Source organism: Mongoliitalea sp. (assembly GCF_054166905.1).
This window is the reverse complement of sequence record NZ_JBSZCK010000024.1, coordinates 237,728-259,824: the sequence shown is the minus strand read 5'-3', so window position 1 is coordinate 259,824 and position 22,097 is coordinate 237,728. Positions and strand designations below refer to the sequence as shown.

Genomic DNA, 22,097 nt, shown 5'->3' with positions numbered 1-22,097 from the left:
TCGTCTGGAAAGCGATTGATGAAGTTTACAATATTCATGGTCAAAACCGTTTATTTTGACCTAATTTAGATACATTGAATGATCACAAATAGCAATTGTCACTAACTGTCATTATATATTTATTTGGCTACTGGTGTAATTGCGGATATACATAAAAAATATAAATGAGTAGAATCCCTTAGCACCCTATGAAATCTGGGAGCTGAACATTTCCCGAAGCAGTTATAAAGCCTTAGGTAAAACACCCCATCACCCATACCATATCGAAGATGGACATTATTTTGTAAAGTTAGAGACTGACAGGCGGGTAGATATTTTGCGCTTACCCATTTATTAAAAAGAGACACCTGTCAGGAGATGTATTCGCTGACAGGTGTATTTTTTTGCATTTAAAGCTTATCAAAAGCCTGCTGGAAATCTTCTTTGATATCTTCAATGTGCTCGATTCCCAACGATACCCGAAGCATGGTTGGAGTGACTCCGGCAGCAGTTTGTTCACCGGATTTATAAAAGAATCTTATTGAATTAATAAAAAAGATTCATGTTTAAATGCCACACCATTTATTGTTACTAATCTTTTTTTTTTCAAGTTGCAGTCCTAAAGTTTTGTGTCAAAGAACTTATGAAAAGCTGTAGTCGTATGATAAGACAATTTTGCCTGATAGTTATGAGATTTTATGCGGTAATACTCGTTGTGTTGTTTTCTTGTTCGGAAAAAAGTTCTGAAAGCCAGTTTGTTAAATATCTTGACAAGAGTCACTCTTCTACAGCCCTTGTTTTAGCACTTGACAGCTTGGGTGTGTTAGAATCTTTAAATTACGACGCTTTTATGAGCGGTGATTCCTCATATTTGGCAACCTTCAATGAGTCTTTGTATACAATTGATGTGTATAACCTAGACCAAGGTAGCTTACGTCAGCGGATATTTTTGGAAGAAGATGGCCCATTGGGCATACCCTCTGTTGAGTCTTTGGTCTATGGAGATGGGTACCTATATGTATTCGATGGATATTCAAAAAAAGCCTTGGAAATCGGATTAGATGGCTCTAGGAAACTCATCAACTTCCGAAATGTAGATTTTAAGGATGGGCGTTTGTCGACTGATATATTTTACAGTTTTACCCCTGAATTTGGTTCTTCTCCTATTTGGAAAGAAGGACAGTTTTATATTCCTGTAGCATCAGATGTAAATTATGAAAGCTTAGCGTATTACCAAAGTTTTCCGATCGGTCAATATGACATGCAATCAAACAGCGGAGTTCGCTCTTTTGGGGCTTGGGACAAAGTATATCAGCAAAAAGACGGATATTTTGGATTTTTGGGTGAGATATCTTTAAGTGAACATTCAGAAGGTGTAGCCCTATCTTTTCCAATGAGCCCTCGAGTTACTTTATTTGATACAGAAGGTAATTTTCTAAAAGAATTGTGGATAGCCACCAGTGATTTTCCTGTATTGGCCAAAGGGTTAAGTAGGTCCAATGAGGATTTACAAAAGGAACAGAATTTAGGTATTGTGGAGCCTTGGTTTTTGAAGACCATGTACCATCCTCAGTTAGATGCCATCATTCGTTTAAAGAAAAAACCACAGGCGCTTCAAAAAGCAGATGGGACCTTCAATACCAATCTTTTTGGTCAATGGCTGCTCTTGGTCGCGAAAGCTGAAACGGATTTCAAAACCATTGAAATTTTTGAATTAGATGCTGGCAATTTGATTTTACCTATCTCTTTTCCTTATAAAAATGGCGTATTAATCAAAAATCGGAGTGAAGAGGTAGAAAACAAAGCCACGTTTACATTTATAGTATTGGACTAAATTCATGAATTACTAACCACTAGTTGTTATGCGATTGATTCTTTTGATTGTTTTTCTTTTTGGGGTTTGTATCGTTCATTCGAAAGCCCAAACTGACTTTTATCTCTATGGCTGTGAAAACTGTACGCTGACAGAGCTGATTCCCTTTGGGGATTATAAGATCGTGAGCTATTTGGAAAAAAGGAATTCCAATAAATCTCGATTGATGCTTTTGGACAAGCAGAATTTGGGTATTGATACCTTGACAGGTTGGCTAGAAGGGTATAGGCGGATTATAAAGACCGAGGAAAACTCGTTTACTTCTATTGGTAATTCTTCCCTTGACTTTAGCATTCAAGATGGCAAAATAGTGATTGACAGGAGTATTGGAATGAGGTATTTTTTTGATGTCAAAGAAAACGGAATGTCAATAGATGACCCAATATTTTTTTGGGATAATTGGGTAATTACGCCATTTTTTCAGAAAAAAGAATCTTCCAAGAAGGGTAAAAATAAGGAAGGTTCGAAATTATTTGAACGGCAGTTTTTTGCCTTGCCTACAAAAGATCTAAGGTCAAATCCGGATATTACTTCTTCTAGAAAGGATTTTTATGGTGGGAGAGTACCAGTGGAATCTAACTTCATCATCGATGGCAAAGAAAAAAATCCCTGGTGGAAATTTCATCCTATAACGGAAAAAGTAATCTATGAGGATATTCCCTACAGAAATGTCACCTATGCAGTGAATGGTGGTCAATTGCTTATGCTTGAGCGAATGAACAATACTCTTTATCTCTTAAGCCAAACTACCGAACAAGTACATGCAAAGCAAATAAAGCTCGGGGTTGATACCAATAAATTTAGATTTTGGGAAGTGTTTTCTGATTTAAAATTTAAGCGGGATTATCTGTTGGTATGGAATATCCCTGAAAAACACTACGAAATTTGGGAACTGGACATTTCCCGTGCTAGCTATAAAGCTTTAGGAAAAACTCCCCATTACCCCTATCACATCGAAGATGGACATTACTTCGTCAAGTTAGAAACCGACAAACGGGTAGATATTTTGCGGTTACCCATATATTAGAAAGGTACACCTGTCAGGAGAAATATGCGCTGACAGGTGTATTTTTATGTGCTTAGAGCTTATCAAAAGCCTGCTGGAAATCTTCTTTGATATCATCGATATGCTCGATGCCCAAAGATACCCGAAGCATGGTTGGAGTGACTCCGGCAGCAGTTTGTTCTTCTTGACTTAGCTGTTGATGGGTGGTAGCGGATGGTTGGATAATCAAGGTTTTTGCATCGCCTACATTTGCTAAGTGAGAAACCAGTTTCAGTTCACTGATAAACTGACTGGTGCTTTCTTTATCGCCTTTCAACTCAAAACTCAACACCCCTCCAAAGCCATGCGTCAGGTATTTTTTACCAAATGCATGATGGGGAGAGGATGGGAGTCCGGGATAGTTTATTTTTTGGACTTTTGGATGGTTTTCCAGCCAAGTTGCCAAAGCCAAGGCATTTTCTACTGTTCGTTGCACACGCAGAGAAAGGGTTTCCAGTCCTTGAAGGAGCAGAAAAGAATTGAATGGACTTAATGCCGGGCCGAAGTCTCTCAATCCTTCTACCCTAGCTCTCATGGCAAAGGCTACATTGGGAAGTCCTAGAGGATTGTTTTCTCCGAATACCTCCCAAAAATTCAACCCATGATAGCCTTCTGAGGGTTCGGAAAACTGTGGAAATTTACCATTTCCCCAGTTGTAATTTCCTCCATCCACGATGATCCCTCCAATCGAAGTACCATGCCCTCCAATCCACTTGGTGGCAGAGGAGGTAACGATATTCGCTCCGTGTTTGATAGGCTGGCATAAATAGCCGCCTGCTCCAAACGTATTGTCCACTACTAAAGGCAGGTCATGTTTTTGAGCTAGTTTGGCAAAGGCTTCGAAGTCTGGAATATTGAACTCAGGATTTCCGATGGTTTCTAGGTAGATGGCTTTGGTATGTTCATCAATCAGCGGCTCGAAATCTTCTGCATTGTTACCTTTGGCGAATTTGGCTGTGATTCCAAGGCGTTTGAATGCCACTTTAAATTGATTGTAAGTACCACCGTAGAGGGAAGGGCTGGAGACAAAGTTTTCACCTGCTTGAAGAATATTGTTCAGGGCAAGGAATTGGGCTGCTTGTCCTGAGGAAGTGGCCACCGCTGCTACACCGCCTTCCAACGCTGCGATGCGTTGTTCGAAGACATCGGTGGTAGGGTTCATGATTCGGGTGTAGATATTCCCGAATTCTTTCAAAGCAAAGAGATTGGCCCCGTGTTCGGCTGAATTGAACACGTAGGAGGTGGTTTGGTAAATGGGAACTGCTCTGGAATTGGTTGCCTTGTCTGGGGTCTGTCCTGCATGCAGTTGCAGCGTTTCAAATCGATAAGCCATGGTTGATTCGTTTTAAGTATATGATAGTTAATTGAATATGCGAATAGAATTGCCAATGCTGATTAACCAATAGCCTGTACCGATTGATGACTCAGTATTCTTTGGTAGGGATACGAATAAAATTGGCTTGCAAGGAGTGTTTTTCATGTGGTTAAGAATTTATAGTTCCAAGGAATGCTTGGTGGGAATTGGCACCTTTTCGACGATTCGAATGGTTGCCAGAGGGTCAGGGAGCCCGTCTCTCGCCTCTTCTGTATAAATCCCAACACCTAAAAAGTGAAAGGATGATGCAAAGAAAGGGTTGACAAACATGAAAAGCAAGAAAAACCCTATAAAAATTATAGAGTTAACATGTTTTTTTTTGGAAGCGTGTTTTTTTTGGTTTAGTCCGAGGAAACTAGCTTTTGAAAGAACCTTTTATAGGAGCTGTTTTTATTTTCCTTCTTTATTTCTCACTTTTAACATTCAATCATTTCTACTCATGGAGCTACAGCTATCGACCCCGGCCTTGTTATTTTCTGCGATTACGCTCATGATGCTGGCTTTTACAAACCGCTTTTTGGCCATTGCTAATCTCATACGGGGATTGCACAAAAAGTACTTGGAAAATCCCGAACAGGAGATCATTATTGAGCAAATTCACAACCTCAAGCGCCGGTTGAGCATGATTAAATACATGCAATTGTGTGGGGTATTGAGTTTCTTGCTCTGTGTGATATGTATGTTTTTGATATTTACAGAAGCACAGGAAGCTGCCAACTACGTCTTCATCGGAAGTATGTTGGCCTTGCTGGTTTCCTTGGGCATTTCTTTGGTTGAAATCCTGATTTCCACCCAAGCGCTTAACCTTGAGATTCAGGACATGGAATCTTTGTTTCAAAAACGATCTTCAGGGTTTTGGTTTAAAAAAGATAAAAACGATGAATAAATTACTGATTGCAGGTCTGTTTTTGCTGGTATCTTGTAAGCAAGCGAGCACCACACAGGCGCAAGAATCCACCGATGAAAAGGGGCTAAAAACCATCGTATTAAGAAATTTGGAGGAGACGAAGGATTTTTATACTTGGTCTTCGGATAGGATTCCCATGGTCTCTGCCCATCGGGGAGGTCCTTATCCCGGATATCCTGAAAATTCCTTGCAGGCCTTCGAAAACACCTTGAAGCATACTCCATCCCTCATAGAATTTGATGTAGCCGTGACCAAGGACTCAGTATTGGTCTTAATGCATGACAATACCTTGGATAGGACGACCACTGGAAAAGGCCGTGTCATCGATCATACCTATCAAGAAATTCAAGAATTTTTCTTGGTAGACAAAGAAGGAACGGTTACCGACTTTAAAGTACCAACCTTGGATGAAGTGTTAGCTTGGGGCAAAGGGAAAACCTTGTTTACGGTCGATATCAAGCGGGAGGTTCCTTTTGCAATGATTACGGATGCTATCCGTAGACAAGAAGCTGAGCCTTATGCAGCTGTCATCACATACAGTTTGGAAGCTGCCCAACAAATCCATCGTCTTCATCCAGACTTGATGCTGTCTGTCAGTATCCGAAATGAAGAGGAACTCGCACGTTTCCAAGCATCGGGTATTCCTGTAGATCGCTGGATTGCATTTACAGGCACCTCTGAGAGACCTGCTACATTAAATCAGCAGTTACATGAACTAGGTGTATTTACAATCTTAGGCACCATGGGCAACTTAGACCGAAGTGCCATTGCCCGTGGGGATCAGTTGTATGTGGGATTTGTTGAAAATGGGGCCGATATCCTGGCTACCGACAGACCTATTGAAGCTGCGAAGGCAATTGAAAAATTGAGACCGAAGGAGAGTTCGAAGGGGAAGTATTTTGGTGAGAGGTAGGAGGGGGGCTGTACCAAGTACCAAGTACGAAGTACCAAGTAGGGATTCGGGTATGAGAAGCGAGATATTAGAAACGAGACCATAGACTCAGGGCGTGTTGAGAACCAACGGTTGTCTGTTATAAACTCACTGTTCACTTCCAACTGCTCACTGTTCACTCAATCCAGCCGTGGACAGTCGACAGTTGACCGTCGACCCCCAACCAATCACTAACATGTACCAAGTACCAAGCGAATGAGAAGCGAGATACTAGAAACGAGACCATAGACGCAGGACGTGTTGAGAACCAATAGTTTCCTTTAAAACGGAACTCACTCCACTGTTCACTATGCATTGTTTGCTTCGACTTCGCTCAGCACAGGCACTGCTCACTCGTGCCGTGGACAGTCGACAGTAAACCGTCGACCCCCACCAATCACTAACATGTACCAAGTACAAAGTACCAAGTAGGGCTTCATGAAATAAAAAAGGATAATCGTATTTCAACCACAATCTAACCGTTGACAGTTGACAGATGACCGTCGACCTCTAACCACTCAATTAACCAATTACTTAATCAACCAATTTACTACATATGACAATCGATTTACGTTCAGACACTGTTACCAAGCCAACTCAGGGAATGTTGCAGGCCATGTGGGCTGCGGAAGTTGGTGATGATGTATTTGGGGAAGACCCTACGGTCAATGCTTTGGAAGAAAAGTTGGCAGCTATGTTTGGCATGGAGGCGGGCTTATTTTGTCCCTCCGGCACGATGACCAATCAAATTGCGATCAAACTGCATGCAGGCCCACATCAAGAAGTTATTTGTCATAAATATTCACACATTTACCTGTACGAGGCTGGAGGAATTATGGCCAATGCCCATGCATCCGTCAAATTATTGGATGGGCCTTATGGGAAGATTACCGCTGCGGATGTAGCGGCAGCCATCAGTCCAGACGATGTGCATGCCTGTGAGAGTAGCTTGGTTTCACTGGAAAATACCATGAACAAAGGTGGAGGTAGTGTCTATACATTGGATGAAGTAAAGGAAATCCGAGTCTTGTGTTTGGAAAAGGGTATCAAGCTCCACTTGGATGGTGCTCGACTTTTCAATGCCTTGGTAGCGACTGGAGAACAAGCAGCCGATTGGGGAGCGCAGTTCGATACCATATCCATTTGTTTGAGCAAAGGGTTGGGTTGCCCGATAGGGTCTGTGTTGCTGGGTAGCAAGCAGGCTATCAAGCGTGCCCGAAAAATCCGCAAATCCTTTGGTGGAGGCATGCGTCAGGCAGGTTATTTGGCAGCTGCGGCTATCTACGCACTCGACCATCAGGTTGCTCGATTAGCGGAAGACCATGCGCGGGCCAAGGAAATTGGTCGAATGCTAGGGGAACATCCTTTAGTAGCGGAAGTATTTCCTGTGGTCACTAATATCGTAATTGCTCGCCTGCAAGGCATCAGTCCTGAAGCTATGCTCGAACAGCTCCGAGAACAACAGATCTTTGCAGTGAAATTTGGTCCCGATCAAATCCGATTTGTTACGCATTTAGATTTTGGTGATGAGCAGTTGGAGGAGTTTGGGAGGAGAATGGCTGGATTAGATATTTGATACGTTTGGCAAAGAGAAATTATGAGGAGTAGCGAGTGATATATGCTTGCGCGATATAAATGGATATATGCCTGCTTCGACAAGCTCAGCACAAGTAAAGGCGATATATTAGAGGCGTGTAAAGAGGAAGAATATTCTTAAAAAAGTCTCAAGTATTTTCAGAATGTGAAATTTTATAGCGGCCGTGGCGCTTTATCGTTGCGGCCGTTGCGTGAACCATTCTTCGAATAGCTCTTGAAAGAAGGATTTTATTTTTCATTCTTTGCCCTTTTATCTTCTCGATAGTTTTTTTTCCAGTCCATATCAGCAGGAAATGTCATGTTAAAAAATAATTATGCGCATATATTGAGTTGCTTTTTCTTTAATCAACTCTCTCCATTTTTACTTTTCTTGGGAAGTAAAAATTCCCTGGACTGTCTTGATAAATACACCATTCGATGGCATCTTCTGACGGGATGTAGGTGATTCTCAACTTTTGATTTTGTTAATTGAAGTCGCAGTGCGTTAGTTTATTTTTTCTTACTTCTTTTTGTTTGGCATAGCCAATTTTGAGGTTAATAGTAGTGAAGCTACCATAGCAAGCAAAATCAGAACGATATGAGTACTTATGATATAATACGTATCGTATAGATGGAGGGTAAAACTTTTGTTTAGCTCCGGAAAGAAGAGTAAGGCCACCGTCAGAACTAATAAAACCGATAGGGAGATGCTTATTTTTGATTCAGTTGTACGCATTGTGAATTTTAACTTATTTTAGGTGAATTACTTTTTCGTATAAGTCTATCCGGATTATTAGCTTATTCAAGAATCACTATTTCATCCCCTTCACTGAAAGGGAACGTATTAAAGAAATACTCAAAGATGAAATGCCCTTCTTCTTTTTCATAGCTCCCCATGGGGACTCCCCAATCAACCCTTTTTCCAAATAACAAATGATGAGGGACATATTGGTATTCAGGGTATGTGTTTTTAACATGGTTGATTACATCTTGGAGAATAAAATTAAACTTTTTATCGGGGGAGGTTGAACTGATGGTGTATCTAGTGTTCTTGGCTGAAAACCCAAAATTTATCTGCATGTAAAAACAAGTAAATATGGGGGCTTCCATAGGCATGTAAAGGTTAAAACCTATTTCATTGTTAGGAACTACCTCAGGTACCGAGAGGGCATGACTTGGGGATTGAATATAAGAGTAATCGAAGACATCGTCATCCTGAAAAAACGCTATAATTTTTTTCCATTTAGGATCCTCCATTCCTTGGATCAAGCGATTGATTTTTCTTTCAGTTCGAGGACCCCATTGAGATTTGTAAATTTCATGAAGTTCTTTTAGCATTTCAATTTTCATGTTCTTTTATAACAGCTTTACTTCAATGGGAAAATATTTAGTCCACTCTCCGAATCAACGATAGTAGCTTCATCACATGACATCAATCGGTAGAAACCTAGACCCAAATATTAACTCGTAAACAGATACTTCTTTGAAGCCAAACACGTTGGACTGAAATGAGTGTTTTTCCTGAAGCTGCTCCTTATCAAGAAACTCAAGGTCTAAATTGTTGAAATACAGGTCGTATATTTCAGAAATAGGTTGATTAGCGAAGTCTTCTTTTACGATCAGCCTTTCCGTAAACCTACCATTTTCATTGAGGTAAATTAAAACAATTGTTCCAACATCTGCCAATAAGCTTCTAACGATCTGCACTGATAGAAAAGGGTTGTCTCTAATTTTTACAGAAATTCTAATGGATGGATCATCGGGATTGAGGATGGATTCATCTAAGACACTATCTGGAAAGCGTTTATTCAATACCTCTAGCAGCTTGATTTTATCTAAATTCAATGCCGCTGCTTGCTGTTTACATTTGTCCAATCTTTTCTGCTGAAAATCAAGATAAATATCTTCACTGACCTCCGTTAATACTATCGGATAGTAGTTTTTAATGATAGTTTCAATTTCCTTTAGTCTCATCCATTTTTAGTTGAGTTATCAAGTTAGTTGAATTTTGGTAAAAAAATATTTTAGTCAACGAAAATACTAATGACTGTTGTTCTGACAGTTCAAAACCATTTTCGTTTTGTGGCTGTCTCAAAAATAAATAAAGGCTAGTCGATTGCTCGGCTAGCCTTTATTGTCTAACTCAAAACTACTTTTGAGACAGCCTCTTACTGTTAATTATTGGGATTTGGAAAGAGATAATGCTGGATAATCCGTAAAACCTTTTTCTCCAGGGGTGTAGAAGGTGGACTGATCGTATTCTGCAAGGGGAGCATTCGCTGCGAAGCGTTCTACCAAATCAGGATTGGAAATGAATGGTTTGCCGTAAGCAACTGCATCAGCCAAGCCATCAGCGATAACATTGTTACCTTTCTCTTGGTCAAAGTTGGAGTTGATAATCAACGTGCCTTTATACATGGGTCTATACCTCTTGGCAATTTCCTTTTCTGCGTAAGGGATTTCAGACACATCATTGAAAGGCTCCGACAAATGCAGGTAAGCCAAATCGTACTGATTGAGTTTTTCTACGATGTAATCAAAGGTTGGGATGGTCTCCTCATCCATCGTCATCCCGAAAATACCATCCAATGATGGATTCAATCTCACACCAATTCTATTTTCAGGCATTACTTCTTTGATAGCATCGATAACTTCAAACAAGATTCTTGCTCTGTTTTCAATGCTTCCACCATACTCATCTGTTCGAATATTAGAGGTTCTGCTGAAAAACTGATGCAATAAATAGCCATTGGAGGAGTGGATTTCCACACCGTCAAATCCAGCTTTCATCGCATTCGCTGCGGCATTTTTGAAATCAAGGATGGTCTGTTTGATATCCTCAATGGTCATTTCTTTTGGAGTTTCAGTGTCTTTGAAACCCTCTGGAGTAAATGACTTAGCGTGTGGATTAAGAGCGGAAGGAGCATGAGGCAATTCCCCACCGTGGAAATCAGGATGAGACATTCTTCCTACGTGCCACAACTGAATGAAGATTTTACCACCATTCTCATGTACAGCTTCCGTTACTTTTTTCCAGCCTTCCACTTGGGCTTCGGAATAAATCCCCGGAGTATGTATATACCCTACTGCTTTTTTGGAAATCTGCGATCCTTCGGAAATGATCAAGCCAGCGGAAGACCTCTGTCTGTAATACTCCGCATGAATCTCAAAAGGAGCATTTTCCGGGTTATTGGCTCTACTCCTGGTCATAGGAGCCATGATCACCCTGTTTTGTAATTCCAAATCTCCCATTTGGAGCTTTTCTAAAAGCGGTTGTTGGATCATTTTATTAGTTGGTTTAATTATAATCTATGTATATACAACTATTCCCGAGCGACCATGGTTCCCAAGAAAACCTCCAGAAGATTTATTTTCCAATAATGAAATAATTCTCAAATCGGCCCATCAGCTGTTACTCGAACTTCATAAGCTTTGAATTGGTGATTCAGCACAAACCGATCTTTAGATAAATAATCTTCTTGAAAAACCATGTAAATCTTCTGTTTAAGCCCGATTTGCTCTAGCTCACTCCATTCATTAAAAGTTAATTTTTCTGCACATAATATGCTTGAATTAAGCATATCACTGGCAGTGACCTCAATTTGTTCACGATTACCCTCCGATGGATAATCCACCCAAGGGGGCATGTGTGAAACTATGACTGTATAATTAGGGACATCAAAAGTTATGTAAGCCCCTATTAAAATACCTCTTTTATGTTCTGAATAAGAGATTTTTGTCCCTTTTTCATTTGTTGTTGGAATTAAGATAAATATCTTTCCAAGAGTATCTTGTGCTTTAATAATTAAGACAGGAACTAAAAAAAACGCGCATAATAAAATAAATGTCCGTTTCATGTTTAATTCCTTTTCCAAGTATCTTTTTTAACAATTTAAATAAAATGGCTTGTACAAACAAATAATTTAGTTGTACTAGATTTCATTACTTTAGTATTCAAGTTTCAAAGTAACTTTGAGACTTGAATACTTGTAGACATCTTCGATGAGATAGAAGTTTTGTCAGGCAATAAGTTTCCACTTCTCTTCCTAATCAGCTTTTTAACCACTACTCTTTAACCTTTTTAAAACATAGCTAATTCAATGGAAAAACATTTATTCCACTCCCCATTTTGATTTTCGTACAAAGCCGCCCAACTACTGCCCGAAACCATCTTACCAAATCCCGTCTCGTAAACGAGAAAAATAAATGCATATCTACCATCATGAGTAAATGCTGGCTTGGAAATATTTAAAAATGTCACTATTCTAAATTTAGCATCGTCATTCCCTTCTGCAAAGTTAGAAATTGTCTTATTCTGCAAATTAATCCGGTCTGAAAGGCAAAAATCCTTGAAACTGTACGATTGCTTAGCCTGTTTTCGAATTATCTGAAAATCCTCTTCGGAGAGGATTTTCTCAACCGGAAATCTGTCATCTTCCGTTAGCCTAGTATTACTCTTCTGTCTTTCAACAATATCTGATAGTGTTCTGAACTGATTTCCAAATTGCTCTTCGAAACCTGTGAACGAAGATTGATGGAGGTACACAGTATCTTCAAAATCATAATAGATAAGTTGGAATTTGTTTTCAATCATTTTATTGATGAAATCGCAGATATATTGGTCGCCTGGATATACTTCAGTAAGGTCAAGCGGATCCGAATTTTCTAAACCATGGTTTTTACTACCATCATTTTTGCATGAAATGAGCAATAGGGAAAGAAAAGTTAGCAATAGTAGTTTTTTCATTTTATTTACAGGCTTTTTCTCCTTTTGGCTCCATGCCCTCAAACTTTTTGCCACCAAGTTCAACCAAATACCCTCTAAAAAGCCTTAGCTGTTCAGTTGGTGACATTTTTTTGTAAACATCTGTTTCATGAAGCCCACCTCATGCCATGTCTTTGAAGAATTGAGCATCATTAAGAAGACTCGTATAACCCAATTCTGTCGCAAAATAACTGAAAATCACATTTGCCCCGGCACCCTTGATGCTCAGGAAACTTTCTAACTTGGCCCCTTCACCATCGAGTTAGCTACTAATGGCTGAAGATGGTCCTTATCAAATTAGGTAGAAGTTTTGCCCGGCAATGGGCTTCCACTTTCCATCTTTTTTTTCATAAATGGTCAAAACAGGCCCAACGCAAAGGATTGGAAAGCAAACAGATTGCCTGTATATAATTGCATACCTATAGTTTTTGGTGAAAATGGGTTTTGATAATTTTTCATAATACCTAAATTTATCCATTTCTTCAGTAATAGAAATAGGACCACCTCTTTTTACATTTTCTTCGAAGGAATGAATCATTTTATCAATCCTTTCCTTGGGTACAAGACTAATCAGTGAGTGTAGTTGAGTAGGCTGAAATTGGTAAGATTTACCAATTTCAGCGCATATCTGACCGATTTCTCTTTCTGAATACACGGATGATACTTCTATTTTATTGAAAGAGTTGGTCCCAAAAAAGTCTTCTAACCATTCAAGGTCACATTGTGAACCCTCCAGGTATCCTTCCCAATCCAACACAGCATCTTTTATAAGATAAACAGAATCGCCTCTTTCAATTTCACTTTCGAAGATGACTCCAAGTAAAGATGCAACTTCCATTTGTTCCCTAGATTGGCAGGAAGCACACCCAAATACCACAATAAGGACCTTTAATATAGTTTTCATATCAATCACATACTTTTAAAGCTTTTGGAGTAGTAACCACGTTGGTGTAATTACCCTCGGAATCAAGAGCTGGTCTAACGATAGATTCACCATTAATCTCAGCATTAATTCTATCATTTATCCTGTTTTGTTCAGAGATTGTTTTGGAGTTTTTGAAAACATCAGTTTCAGCCAAGCCCCCCCATGCCATATCTTTGAAGTAATCACTTCCTAAAGTACTAATAATGTAATTTTGACTGATAGCGTAATTTTTAAGTTCGATCTCAATATCATTTAAGAATTTTGTTTCAACAAACAAATTATGATGGGGATCATTGAGATCATTTTTTCCATATTTAGCAATATAGTCATTTAAAAGGCAGTTGAGATCACAATCCGAAGGATATTGCTCTTCGAATAGTAAGTAAGCATGTAGCGTCTCATGTAGAATTGTTCTAGCAAAAGAGAGATCAGTTGCCTGTTGATTAACCGATTGACTGATGGTAATTGTGGCCCAACCATCTTGGAGATTTCTACTAGTACAAGCTGTTGCCCCTGGAGGACATGTGCCGTATTGAAATTTCACATTATAATTTCCAGGTACTGGTTGATTTCCATTAAATTTTTCAAAGATTCTCATAAATTCTTGTTTGGATGAGCCAATGAGGTCTTTAATCAATTCTTGGTGACAATTTGTAAGTTCTTTAATATCAATTTCTTCTTCATCCTCATCCTCCAATCCATCACCTCCGCCTCCACCATTATTTCCATCATCTAAGCAAGCATCTTCAAGATTATCGTCACAGCTTGCCCCACAGGTGGTATGGCTGTATTCTTCATAACCATTGCTATAGACCCAATACCAATCTATGCAGTTTTCAAAATTGAAATTTGAAACATCGGTGTTTGATTGAAGAAATCGATCTAAGGATCGCTCAACAAAATCACCATTTGCTTGCTGACCATCGATTAGGTTAGAAGCGAAGTCAGACCATAAGTATGTTACTTTGGGAGATTTTATACCATTTAGAAAACCTTCGATTAGATCAGTTTCATTTATTAGCAACAAACCCTGTTCTTTAGTTGACATTTCCAGAATACCACCTCTACTCACTTGTCCTTGAGCATCTAACTCGAATACTATTCTACGCAGATATGCTTGAGCATAGGATGCTTGTACTTTTCTGTGAGCAGGTACTATAATAATCTGTTGATCTTCTAAAAAACCTCTGCTTTTGTCTTTTTAGCATGTTTTTCTTTTGCTCCAATTAATGAGGCTAAAGCTCAAGATTGTTATAAAATAACAGGAGGCAAGAGTAGAACAGTAATGGGTATACCAGCATGCATATGTGGGAGTGGTTTAGAATGTTTGTGTATTACCCCTTGTCCTGAACAATGAGTTGTAAATGTTAGAAATTCACCTTAAGGAAATAATTTCTTTAAGGTGAATTTCTATTTGGTTTAATGTGAAGGGTGATAATTCGAATTTCAAAAACTTGTATTTCCAATCCAAATTAAGGGATTGAAAAAGTTAGAATTTATAAAACTAATTTTTCACTAATTATTTTTAAATAAATGAAGAATAAATATTATCTCTGCTTAATTATTTTAATAACTGGCTTTTCATGTGATTTTTCACAGAAAAAACAAAAAGAAATAATAAGTTCTAATATAGTTACAAATGATAATGAAATTATTCCTTTGTCAGTTTCTTCTCTGGTTAAAAGCGAAAAGTTGATTTTTGAAGTTCCCTTAATCCTTCCTATCCCAATTTGCTCAAATGACTCTTCGTTAATAATTTATGATGTCGGTGATAATAAAATCAAACTATTAAATTTAAATCAAAGTTTTAGCGAGTTCAATCCATTGGGTAGTGGCCCATCAAGATTAGGTGGCTCATATTTTAGAGGAGTAGGTTATAGTATGAAGAGTTCGAATCATCTTTTGGTTGGTTCAGAAACAAACATTACAAGGTTTAATATTGGATCTCAAAGTTTTGATGAAAAACCAATTGATAAATTTCCTCAGTGTATTAATTTTAGTCCAGGATTTTCAGAGATTTTTAATGTAAGATCTGGTAATGATACTTTAGTTATTTCTCAAAATGGTATACCTTGTCTGGAAATTGGAATGGCTGAAAAGTCTTTTTCAATCCAGGACTTTGAAAGTATTAATTTTCTTCGGATTAAGCCTGAAAACAAAGAATCTGTCAATCTTACCTTAAGTATACCATCTGAAAACGAAATTTTATTAAAAAATGATTTTTTTGTAAAAACTGAATTATTCCTAAGCTACAACACAAAAAGTAATTCATTTTTTGGAATGATTAATCCTACTAAGCACCTGTATGAATTCAGGCTTGATTCAAATACTTTAAATTTTGAATTAATGAATACTTGGAATTTTGAGTTACCATATTCCGAACAGCATGTGAAATACACTTTGAATAACGGAATTCAAAGAGAGTTAACCCAGGATAATTTAAATCATAATTTTAAAATTGATTTTATTAAAGCGTTCGAAAGTTATTTGGTTTTAACATATATTCCATCAAAATCAACACATTACTCCTCTTCTTCAGAAGCCCCTTTTGCTACACATTATCTTGTTGCTTTATTCAATTTAGAAAATGAGAAGCTTACTGTATTTTCTTTGGATTATAATGAGATTTACTTTTTGGGGGCAACTAACAACGGTATGCTTTGGTTTTACAATATTATTGAATCTGAAAAAGGAAAATCCACTGTAGTTCATGTTCTTAACATTAATAATCTTATTTATTAAGCATTGAATTCCAGCCCGTAAAAAATACCCAATTTTGGGTATTTTTCACTTGGAACTATGTTGAAACCTTCCTTTGGAAAAAGAAATCACTGCCTACTTCTTCTCTATCATCCCAAACTCCTTCGCAAAGTAACTCAAAATCACATTCGCCCCGGCACGCTTGATGCTTAGGAGACTTTCCAGCATCGCTCGTTCACCGTCGATCCAGCCACGTTCGGCGGAGGCTTTGATCATGGCGTATTCACCACTGACATTGTAGGCGGCTATTGGAAGGTTTGAGTTGTCTTTGAGCAAGCGGATGACATCCAAGTAGGCCAAAGCAGGCTTCACCATCAGAAAATCGGCTCCTTCCTCCGTATCCAAATCTGCTTCGATTAAGGCCTCGTAGTAGTTGGCAGGATCCATTTGGTAGGTTTTTTTATCGCCCATCTTTGGGGCTGAGTCCAAAGCATCCCGGAATGGTCCATAAAATGCGGATGCGTATTTGGCTGTGTAGGACATGATGGAAACGTCTGTGTAGCCATGTTCATCCAAGATACTCCGGATATAGCCAACCCGCCCATCCATCATATCGGAAGGGCCAAGAATGTCAGCACCAGCTTGGGCTTGTGCCAAAGACATCTTACCTAAGATTTCGAGTGTCTCATCGTTCAGGATTTTTCCATCCTGCACCAAGCCATCGTGTCCATCCGAACTATAGGGGTCCATGGCCACGTCCGTCATCACTACCGCCTCGGGAAAAGTGGATTTGATGGTATGAATGGCTTTTAAGTAAAATGTTTCTGGATTGTAACTTTCTGTAGCAAACTTATCCTTGCGCGCATCGGGATAGGCCGGGAAAATATCAAAGGCACATATACCTAGTTTCATGCATTCCTCTATTTCCTTCAACATCAAGTCCAAGGAGAAGCGATAAATGCCGGGCATGGAACTGACTTCTATCTTTTGATTAACTCCTTCGATGAGGAATAAGGGGAAAATAAAATCTTTGACCGAAAGTCTCGTTTCTTCCACCATGTTGCGGATAGCTAGTGACTTGCGGTTTCTTCTAGGTCTTCTTAACATACGATTTCTATTCTGCACCCAAAGGTACATGGATTCTTTCCTCGCTAAACACGATTCAGTTTACTTTTTGTTTCCTTTGACCTGTTTTTTGACAAATGCTTCGATTCGTTGGGTATTGGTAGGGGATGCACCTACAAAAGCCTCTGCTTTTCCATCTCTATCCACCAATATATGCAAGGGAATTGCCCTGCCTTGGTATTGCTTATCAAAGGTATTGATAAAGGCAATCGCCTGATTATTGGCGAAGCTCATCTCGTAATCAAATTTGAAGTCCGCACGTTTTTTCAAAAATGCCTCGTATACAGCCGTGGTTTCATTGGTAAATGCCAAGAATCGGATGCCCTGATCTTGGTATTTCTCAACCAGCTCATTCAGTTCTGGGATTTCCTTGATGCAAGGCCCACACCAGGTGGCCCAAACATTGATGACCACTGCCTCCCCATCTTGAATCAACGGTTGCTCGGCACTTTTTAAAAATTGGTTCAGTTGTTCTTTAAATTCATTTCGGGGCTGAGTGCTCGTCACTGTGGCACTCGAAAAGAAAAACAAGAGGGCTAAGGAAAGTAGGCGTATCATAGTCGATTAGTTTTTTGGCTAATATACTGACTAGAAAAAATGGAAGCAAAAAAAAGCAAGCCTTACTAGACCTGCCTTTCGAGTAAACTAAACTTTATAATATATGTCAACAGTCAACTGTAGAACAGTCAACGGTTTGATGCGTGTAACGAAGTCAGTGTTGGGAGGTCAACAGTCTACTGTCGTCCGTCTACGGCTGCGTGAGTGAGCAGTGAGCATTGAACAATGGCAACATAGTGAGCAGTTAGTAGTGATTAGTAGATTAAGTGATTAGTGTTCGGTGGTCAACGGTCTACTGTCGGCTGTCCACGGCTGAGTGAGTGAGCAGTGCCTGTGCTGAGCGAAGTCGAAGCAAACAGTTGGAAGTGAGCAGTTAGTAGTGATTAGTTTATTAAGTGATTGGTTAATTGAGTTATTAGTGCTGGGATGTCCACAGTCCACGGTCGACTGTTAGATTGTGGTTGAAATACGATTTTTGTTTTTTTATTTCCTGAATCTGAAGTAAGTACTATTTGAAACTTCGAAATTCGGCGTTTGACATTCATCATTCGACATTTTTCCTTTCTTCTATAATTCAATACCCTTAGAGGATTACAAATCCTTCGTATCTCTTGTCCGAGATTGCAAATCTCGAACAGCGTACTGAACAGGGGTCCACGGTCCTCTGTCCACGGCTGAGTGAGCAGTGAACAGTTAGTAGTGATTAGTTGATTAAGTGATTAGTTTTTGACAACCTTCGTATAGATAAGAAAATCACTGTTCCTCTACGTGCCCTGCGTCTATTGTCTAAAGTCTCGCATCTCGCTTCTAATACTAAAAATTCACCTGTGCCTGCAAACGCAAAAGGCTTCCCGCTTGTCGATTATTCGGATTGAGTGAATTTTCAAAGGTTCTATCGGAGATCGTGTACATGGCTACCAATTCAAAGGCTCTGTTAGGCTGCCATTCTACCCCGATTTCCAGTTCATTTACCCGATGTCTAGTAGCATCTATCTCATGCTTTTTTCCACCCTTGTAGTAGTGATACCGTGTGAATGGAATAAATACATCTTTCTCTGTTTTCAGCATGTAAGTGGCCATCACATACCCACCACGGATAGGTGCGTCTTCGATGTCGTTGGTTTCCGGGTTATACTCGGGACCTCTTCCCCAATTGAATTCTGCCTGTATGCCAAATGGTTGTGGGTACAATACAAAGGTGGGTCCGTAGCGATATTCCGAAAACTCAGTTTGATTGATATCAGAAGTAACGGCTCGATTGATGACAAATTTCCCGGTGTATCCTTGGAAAGATGCTTCCACAAATTGCCCATTCGGTAATTCCCAAGGATAGGTCAGTCGGGAAACCACGTGCATGGAGCCATTACGTTCTGGCATGTTGGCTGTTTGGCCATTGTAAATACCCAAACCAAACACCCCATAATCTCCCGAACCTTTCAAGCCAGAAGACACTAAGTAACTGAAGCGCTTGCGGATTTCGGCAGGAGCGTAATAAAACATGACACCAATATCTCGTTCGTTAGCAACGGCAGAGTTTAATCCATCATTTCGATCTAATGGAATACGATTTTGGCTGGATTGGAGATTTTCGAAACCAAAGGGAACTTTCGACTGGCCGATTCTCAGGCGAAACTCCTGTTTGGCATCCAGTCCAAGGTCAAAATAAGCATCCCTCACCTGCCCCAAGTTCTTCCCATCAGAGGCAAAGTCCGGCTGGAAATATAAGTAGATGCGCTCATGGATTTGTCCGTAGAAAATCAAGCGGATTCGGCGGAAGAAAAAGCCTCCATCTCCACCCCAAGAGCGGTCACACTGCGCACACTGAAGATTGGGATTAGTTTCCAATAGTCCATTGTAACGCATTTGCATATAGCCCCGCAACTGAATTGTCTCAGTCCAATGCTTCTTTAAGGCCACGGTTTTAACTTCCTCCGTAGCGAGCGAATCTTCACTGGCACCCCTTGCAAAAGTGCTTGTGAAGAACGTGAATAGGATTAAACCTATCACCGCGAATGGTCTCCGCATAAGAAATTTTTTAAGTATTGACTACTTATTGTACAGCATTACAAAATTGGGATAGCAATATTTCTTTATCGTGTATTCGCTGTTACGCTTTTGTTAACCACGATATAGGGTTTTTATGAAGGAAAGGCTAAAAAATGGGTAATAGAAATGTTTTTAAAAGGATTGCAGGACGATTTCAAAATTAAGTCAATGTTAAATTTCTTCTATTGTTAAGAAATGCTTAAAAAATTGTTACCCGAAACCATAGTTTATTCTGTGTCGAACAATCCCAATAGCTGAGGAAACTCCAATTCCTCATAGGAAGAAATGTACAAGTCACAGGGCGGTAACTCAGTTTTGCTATGAGAAGACAAGACACCAATGACTTTCATGCCAGCATTCAAGGCGGCAGAAACACCTGAAAAGGAATCTTCGAAAACAAGGCAAGCTTCTGGATTTACTCCTAAATTCTGGGCAGATTTCAAATACACTTCAGGGTCAGGCTTATGTTTGCTGACATCTTCGCTTGCCAGCATGGACTCCATATACGAACGAATTCCTAATTTCCCGATAATCAAGTCCATATTGGCCATAGGCGCGGAGGTTCCTACGGCAGTTGAGATTCCTTCGTTTTTCAATTGCTGAAAAAAGGGGAGAAAGCCAGTGATGGGATTTACTTGGTCTTTATAGATTTCCCGAAACAGACTTTCTTTTTCCTCTTCCAAAATAGCTAACTCTTCCCCTGCTATCGTTCTTCCCAAAAAGTGGCTGAGAATGTAGGAGTTGTTTTTACCATACATGTGGTTTTTGAACTCCTCTTCGGTTGGGAAAAGATTCCGCTTGGCAAAAAACTCTTGAAAGGCTATGGAATGAAAGGGATTGGTATGGCAAATGACGCCATCCATGTCGAAGATTACGGCTTGCAGCATGAAGCAAATTATTAATTTAATGAAAACAATTCAGGGTAAAAAAAATCTGCCAGATTTGACCATCCAACTGAATAGCTAGCATGAGCAAAAATCTGGCAGGTTTGGTTCTTGTATTGTTAATTTTCAAACTCTTTCACCACTTTCTCAATGATGTCGCAGCAATCGTGCAATTGCTCTTCAGTCATCACTAGGGGAGGGGCAAAGCGGATGATATTACCATGGGTAGGTTTAGCTAACAAGCCATTTTCAGCCAATTTCATACACATATCCCAAGCAGTACTGCTGTCTGGGCTATCATTTACGACTACGGCATTGAGCAATCCCTTTCCTCTGACTAGTTTCAGAATCTTGTATTTATCTACCAAGAGCTGCATACGCTCACGGAAGATTTTTCCTAGTTTGCGTGCATTCAATGCCAATTGCTCATCACGTACAACTTCCAATGCAGTCATGGCAACTTTGGCTCCCAGTGGATTTCCTCCAAAGGTAGAACCGTGGGTTCCAGGCTTGATGACATCCATGATGTGATCATCCGCTAGCACTGCTGATACTGGATAAAATCCACCGGAAATTGCTTTTCCAAGAATCAGGATGTCTGGCTTCGTGTAGCTCGTTTGTCTTTCGCAATGCCTCTCACAAGTACAATTCCCGCATACAGCCAATAAGGAACCCGTACGAGCTATGCCCGTCTGAATTTCATCGGCGATAAATAAGACATTCTTTGCTCGGCAAGCCTCTGCACATTTACGTAAATAATCTTCTGCAGGGGTGTATACACCCGCTTCTCCTTGGATAGGCTCCACTAAAAATGCCACGACCGTTGGATCTTCTAAGGCTTTTTCCAAAGCAGCCACATTATCATAAGGAATGCGTTCAAAACCCACCATAAAAGGTCCAAAGTTCTTTCTTGCATTCGCATCCGATGAAAAGGAAATAATGGTTGAAGTTCTTCCATGGAAATTTTGCTCCGCTACAATGATTTTGGCTTGACCTTCGGCTACGCCTTTTTTCTCATACCCCCACTTACGGGCGATTTTGATGGCCGTTTCCACACCTTCTGCACCAGTATTCATAGGAAGCACTTTGTCAAAGCCAAAGTACTCAGTGATGTATTTTTCAAAGGGTCCTAAGACATCGTTGTAAAAAGCACGGGAAGTCAATGTCAAAGTGCTGGCTTGCTCAATCAAGGCATCTTTGATGCGTGGATGACAGTGGCCTTGGTTGACCGCTGAGTAAGCAGACAAGAAGTCATAGTATTTTTTGCCTTCCACATCCCATAGGTAGACGCCTTCCCCTTTTGCTAAAACCACGGGTAGTGGATGATAGTTATGAGCTCCGTACTTGTCTTCCAGCGCAATGGCTTGTTTGCTTGAGTTTATTGTTTCCATCATAAAATTGGTAATTTT

General features: G+C 39.7%; 19 protein-coding genes, 1 pseudogene and 1 riboswitch. Of the genes and pseudogenes, 6 read left to right on the top strand and 14 right to left on the bottom strand.

Annotated elements, in window-relative coordinates:
• Nucleotides 1-389 precede the first annotated feature (389 nt).
• Nucleotides 390-497 (bottom strand): annotated as a pseudogene (locus tag ACXIUD_RS08905) (PLP-dependent transferase); the annotation flags it as partial.
• 332 nt (nt 498-829) lie between these two features.
• On the opposite strand from ACXIUD_RS08905, the gene ACXIUD_RS08900 reads away from it, so the two are divergent.
• The gene (locus ACXIUD_RS08900; protein WP_458052270.1) at nt 830-1,813 is read left to right on the top strand and encodes a DUF4221 family protein; all 984 of its coding nucleotides are present in this window, start codon (nt 830-832) and stop codon (nt 1,811-1,813) included.
• Between the two features lie 28 nt (nt 1,814-1,841).
• Nucleotides 1,842-2,879 carry a hypothetical protein gene (locus ACXIUD_RS08895; protein ID WP_458052269.1) on the top strand — a complete coding sequence of 346 codons (1,038 nt, stop codon included), beginning with the start codon at nt 1,842-1,844 and terminating at the stop codon, nt 2,877-2,879.
• Nucleotides 2,880-2,931: 52 nt separating this feature from the next.
• On the opposite strand, the gene ACXIUD_RS08890 is transcribed toward ACXIUD_RS08895, so the two are convergent.
• Nucleotides 2,932-4,230: an O-acetylhomoserine aminocarboxypropyltransferase/cysteine synthase family protein gene (locus ACXIUD_RS08890; RefSeq protein WP_458052268.1), complete on the bottom strand. Its 1,299-nt coding sequence runs from the start codon at nt 4,228-4,230 to the stop codon at nt 2,932-2,934.
• A gap of 156 nt (nt 4,231-4,386) precedes the next feature.
• A riboswitch (SAM riboswitch) is annotated at nt 4,387-4,492 on the bottom strand.
• Between the two features lie 219 nt (nt 4,493-4,711).
• On the opposite strand from ACXIUD_RS08890, the gene ACXIUD_RS08885 reads away from it, so the two are divergent.
• The 3 genes from ACXIUD_RS08885 (at nt 4,712) to ACXIUD_RS08875 (ending at nt 7,686) form a co-directional block, all read left to right on the top strand.
• The gene (locus ACXIUD_RS08885; RefSeq protein ID WP_458052267.1) at nt 4,712-5,158 is read left to right on the top strand and encodes a DUF2721 domain-containing protein; all 447 of its coding nucleotides are present in this window, start codon (nt 4,712-4,714) and stop codon (nt 5,156-5,158) included.
• Nucleotides 5,151-6,092: a glycerophosphodiester phosphodiesterase family protein gene (locus ACXIUD_RS08880; RefSeq protein ID WP_458052266.1), complete on the top strand. Its 942-nt coding sequence runs from the start codon at nt 5,151-5,153 to the stop codon at nt 6,090-6,092. The genes ACXIUD_RS08885 and ACXIUD_RS08880 overlap by 8 nt, the downstream gene beginning before the upstream one ends.
• Nucleotides 6,093-6,666: 574 nt before the next feature.
• A complete protein-coding gene (locus ACXIUD_RS08875) occupies nt 6,667-7,686 on the top strand; it encodes a threonine aldolase family protein (protein WP_458052265.1) in 1,020 nt (339 codons plus the stop codon).
• A 797-nt stretch (nt 7,687-8,483) separates the two neighbouring features.
• On the opposite strand, the gene ACXIUD_RS08870 is transcribed toward ACXIUD_RS08875, so the two are convergent.
• The 7 genes from ACXIUD_RS08870 to ACXIUD_RS08840 form a co-directional block, all read right to left on the bottom strand.
• Nucleotides 8,484-9,035 (bottom strand): hypothetical protein, encoded by a 552-nt coding sequence (locus tag ACXIUD_RS08870; protein ID WP_458052264.1) that lies wholly within the window; start codon nt 9,033-9,035, stop codon nt 8,484-8,486.
• A gap of 72 nt (nt 9,036-9,107) precedes the next feature.
• Complete coding sequence (locus ACXIUD_RS08865) at nt 9,108-9,659, bottom strand: hypothetical protein (protein ID WP_458052263.1); 552 nt, start codon at nt 9,657-9,659, stop codon at nt 9,108-9,110.
• A gap of 204 nt (nt 9,660-9,863) precedes the next feature.
• Nucleotides 9,864-10,970, bottom strand: coding sequence for an alkene reductase (locus ACXIUD_RS08860; RefSeq protein WP_458052262.1), 1,107 nt, complete (start codon nt 10,968-10,970; stop codon nt 9,864-9,866).
• 107 nt (nt 10,971-11,077) lie between these two features.
• Nucleotides 11,078-11,560: a hypothetical protein gene (locus ACXIUD_RS08855; RefSeq protein ID WP_458052261.1), complete on the bottom strand. Its 483-nt coding sequence runs from the start codon at nt 11,558-11,560 to the stop codon at nt 11,078-11,080.
• Between the two features lie 206 nt (nt 11,561-11,766).
• A complete protein-coding gene (locus ACXIUD_RS08850; protein ID WP_458052260.1) occupies nt 11,767-12,432 on the bottom strand; it encodes a hypothetical protein in 666 nt (221 codons plus the stop codon).
• Between the two features lie 310 nt (nt 12,433-12,742).
• Complete coding sequence (locus ACXIUD_RS08845) at nt 12,743-13,354, bottom strand: hypothetical protein (RefSeq protein ID WP_458052259.1); 612 nt, start codon at nt 13,352-13,354, stop codon at nt 12,743-12,745.
• Nucleotide 13,355: 1 nt separating this feature from the next.
• Entirely contained in the window at nt 13,356-14,423 is a 1,068-nt protein-coding gene (locus ACXIUD_RS08840) for a hypothetical protein (RefSeq protein WP_458052258.1), read from the bottom strand.
• 485 nt (nt 14,424-14,908) lie between these two features.
• On the opposite strand from ACXIUD_RS08840, the gene ACXIUD_RS08835 reads away from it, so the two are divergent.
• On the top strand, nt 14,909-16,117 hold the full coding sequence (locus ACXIUD_RS08835) for a hypothetical protein (RefSeq protein ID WP_458052257.1): 1,209 nt from the start codon (nt 14,909-14,911) through the stop codon (nt 16,115-16,117).
• A 93-nt stretch (nt 16,118-16,210) separates the two neighbouring features.
• Here the strand turns inward: ACXIUD_RS08835 and hemB are convergent, their stop codons facing one another.
• The 5 genes from hemB to rocD all read right to left on the bottom strand — a co-directional run bounded on the left by hemB (nt 16,211) and on the right by rocD (nt 22,082).
• On the bottom strand, nt 16,211-17,182 hold the full coding sequence (gene hemB, locus ACXIUD_RS08830; RefSeq protein ID WP_458052256.1) for a porphobilinogen synthase: 972 nt from the start codon (nt 17,180-17,182) through the stop codon (nt 16,211-16,213).
• Nucleotides 17,183-17,242: 60 nt separating this feature from the next.
• Nucleotides 17,243-17,758, bottom strand: a complete 516-nt coding sequence (locus ACXIUD_RS08825) for a TlpA family protein disulfide reductase (RefSeq protein ID WP_458052255.1) — start codon at nt 17,756-17,758, stop codon at nt 17,243-17,245.
• 813 nt (nt 17,759-18,571) lie between these two features.
• Nucleotides 18,572-19,783, bottom strand: a complete 1,212-nt coding sequence (locus ACXIUD_RS08820) for a porin (RefSeq protein WP_458052254.1) — start codon at nt 19,781-19,783, stop codon at nt 18,572-18,574.
• A gap of 248 nt (nt 19,784-20,031) precedes the next feature.
• Nucleotides 20,032-20,691, bottom strand: a complete 660-nt coding sequence (locus tag ACXIUD_RS08815; protein WP_458052253.1) for an HAD family hydrolase — start codon at nt 20,689-20,691, stop codon at nt 20,032-20,034.
• A gap of 116 nt (nt 20,692-20,807) precedes the next feature.
• Nucleotides 20,808-22,082 carry an ornithine--oxo-acid transaminase gene (rocD, locus tag ACXIUD_RS08810; protein ID WP_458052252.1) on the bottom strand — a complete coding sequence of 425 codons (1,275 nt, stop codon included), beginning with the start codon at nt 22,080-22,082 and terminating at the stop codon, nt 20,808-20,810.
• Between the last annotated feature and the right edge of the window lie 15 nt (nt 22,083-22,097).

Excerpts from the sequence above, each read along its gene's own strand:
- ACXIUD_RS08900 (WP_458052270.1), top strand. The coding sequence starts at position 830 with ATGAGCGGTGATTCCTCATATTTGGCAACCTTCAATGAGTCTTTGTAT.
- ACXIUD_RS08895 (WP_458052269.1), top strand. The coding sequence starts at position 1,842 with ATGCGATTGATTCTTTTGATTGTTTTTCTTTTTGGGGTTTGTATCGTT.
- ACXIUD_RS08890 (WP_458052268.1), bottom strand. The coding sequence starts at position 4,230 with ATGGCTTATCGATTTGAAACGCTGCAACTGCATGCAGGACAGACCCCA.
- ACXIUD_RS08885 (WP_458052267.1), top strand. The coding sequence starts at position 4,712 with ATGGAGCTACAGCTATCGACCCCGGCCTTGTTATTTTCTGCGATTACG.
- ACXIUD_RS08880 (WP_458052266.1), top strand. The coding sequence starts at position 5,151 with ATGAATAAATTACTGATTGCAGGTCTGTTTTTGCTGGTATCTTGTAAG.
- ACXIUD_RS08875 (WP_458052265.1), top strand. The coding sequence starts at position 6,667 with ATGACAATCGATTTACGTTCAGACACTGTTACCAAGCCAACTCAGGGA.
- ACXIUD_RS08870 (WP_458052264.1), bottom strand. The coding sequence starts at position 9,035 with ATGAAAATTGAAATGCTAAAAGAACTTCATGAAATTTACAAATCTCAA.
- ACXIUD_RS08865 (WP_458052263.1), bottom strand. The coding sequence starts at position 9,659 with ATGAGACTAAAGGAAATTGAAACTATCATTAAAAACTACTATCCGATA.
- ACXIUD_RS08860 (WP_458052262.1), bottom strand. The coding sequence starts at position 10,970 with ATGATCCAACAACCGCTTTTAGAAAAGCTCCAAATGGGAGATTTGGAA.
- ACXIUD_RS08850 (WP_458052260.1), bottom strand. The coding sequence starts at position 12,432 with ATGAAAAAACTACTATTGCTAACTTTTCTTTCCCTATTGCTCATTTCA.
- ACXIUD_RS08845 (WP_458052259.1), bottom strand. The coding sequence starts at position 13,354 with ATGAAAACTATATTAAAGGTCCTTATTGTGGTATTTGGGTGTGCTTCC.
- ACXIUD_RS08840 (WP_458052258.1), bottom strand. The coding sequence starts at position 14,423 with ATGTCAACTAAAGAACAGGGTTTGTTGCTAATAAATGAAACTGATCTA.
- ACXIUD_RS08835 (WP_458052257.1), top strand. The coding sequence starts at position 14,909 with ATGAAGAATAAATATTATCTCTGCTTAATTATTTTAATAACTGGCTTT.
- hemB (WP_458052256.1), bottom strand. The coding sequence starts at position 17,182 with ATGTTAAGAAGACCTAGAAGAAACCGCAAGTCACTAGCTATCCGCAAC.
- ACXIUD_RS08825 (WP_458052255.1), bottom strand. The coding sequence starts at position 17,758 with ATGATACGCCTACTTTCCTTAGCCCTCTTGTTTTTCTTTTCGAGTGCC.
- ACXIUD_RS08820 (WP_458052254.1), bottom strand. The coding sequence starts at position 19,783 with ATGCGGAGACCATTCGCGGTGATAGGTTTAATCCTATTCACGTTCTTC.
- ACXIUD_RS08815 (WP_458052253.1), bottom strand. The coding sequence starts at position 20,691 with ATGCTGCAAGCCGTAATCTTCGACATGGATGGCGTCATTTGCCATACC.
- rocD (WP_458052252.1), bottom strand. The coding sequence starts at position 22,082 with ATGATGGAAACAATAAACTCAAGCAAACAAGCCATTGCGCTGGAAGAC.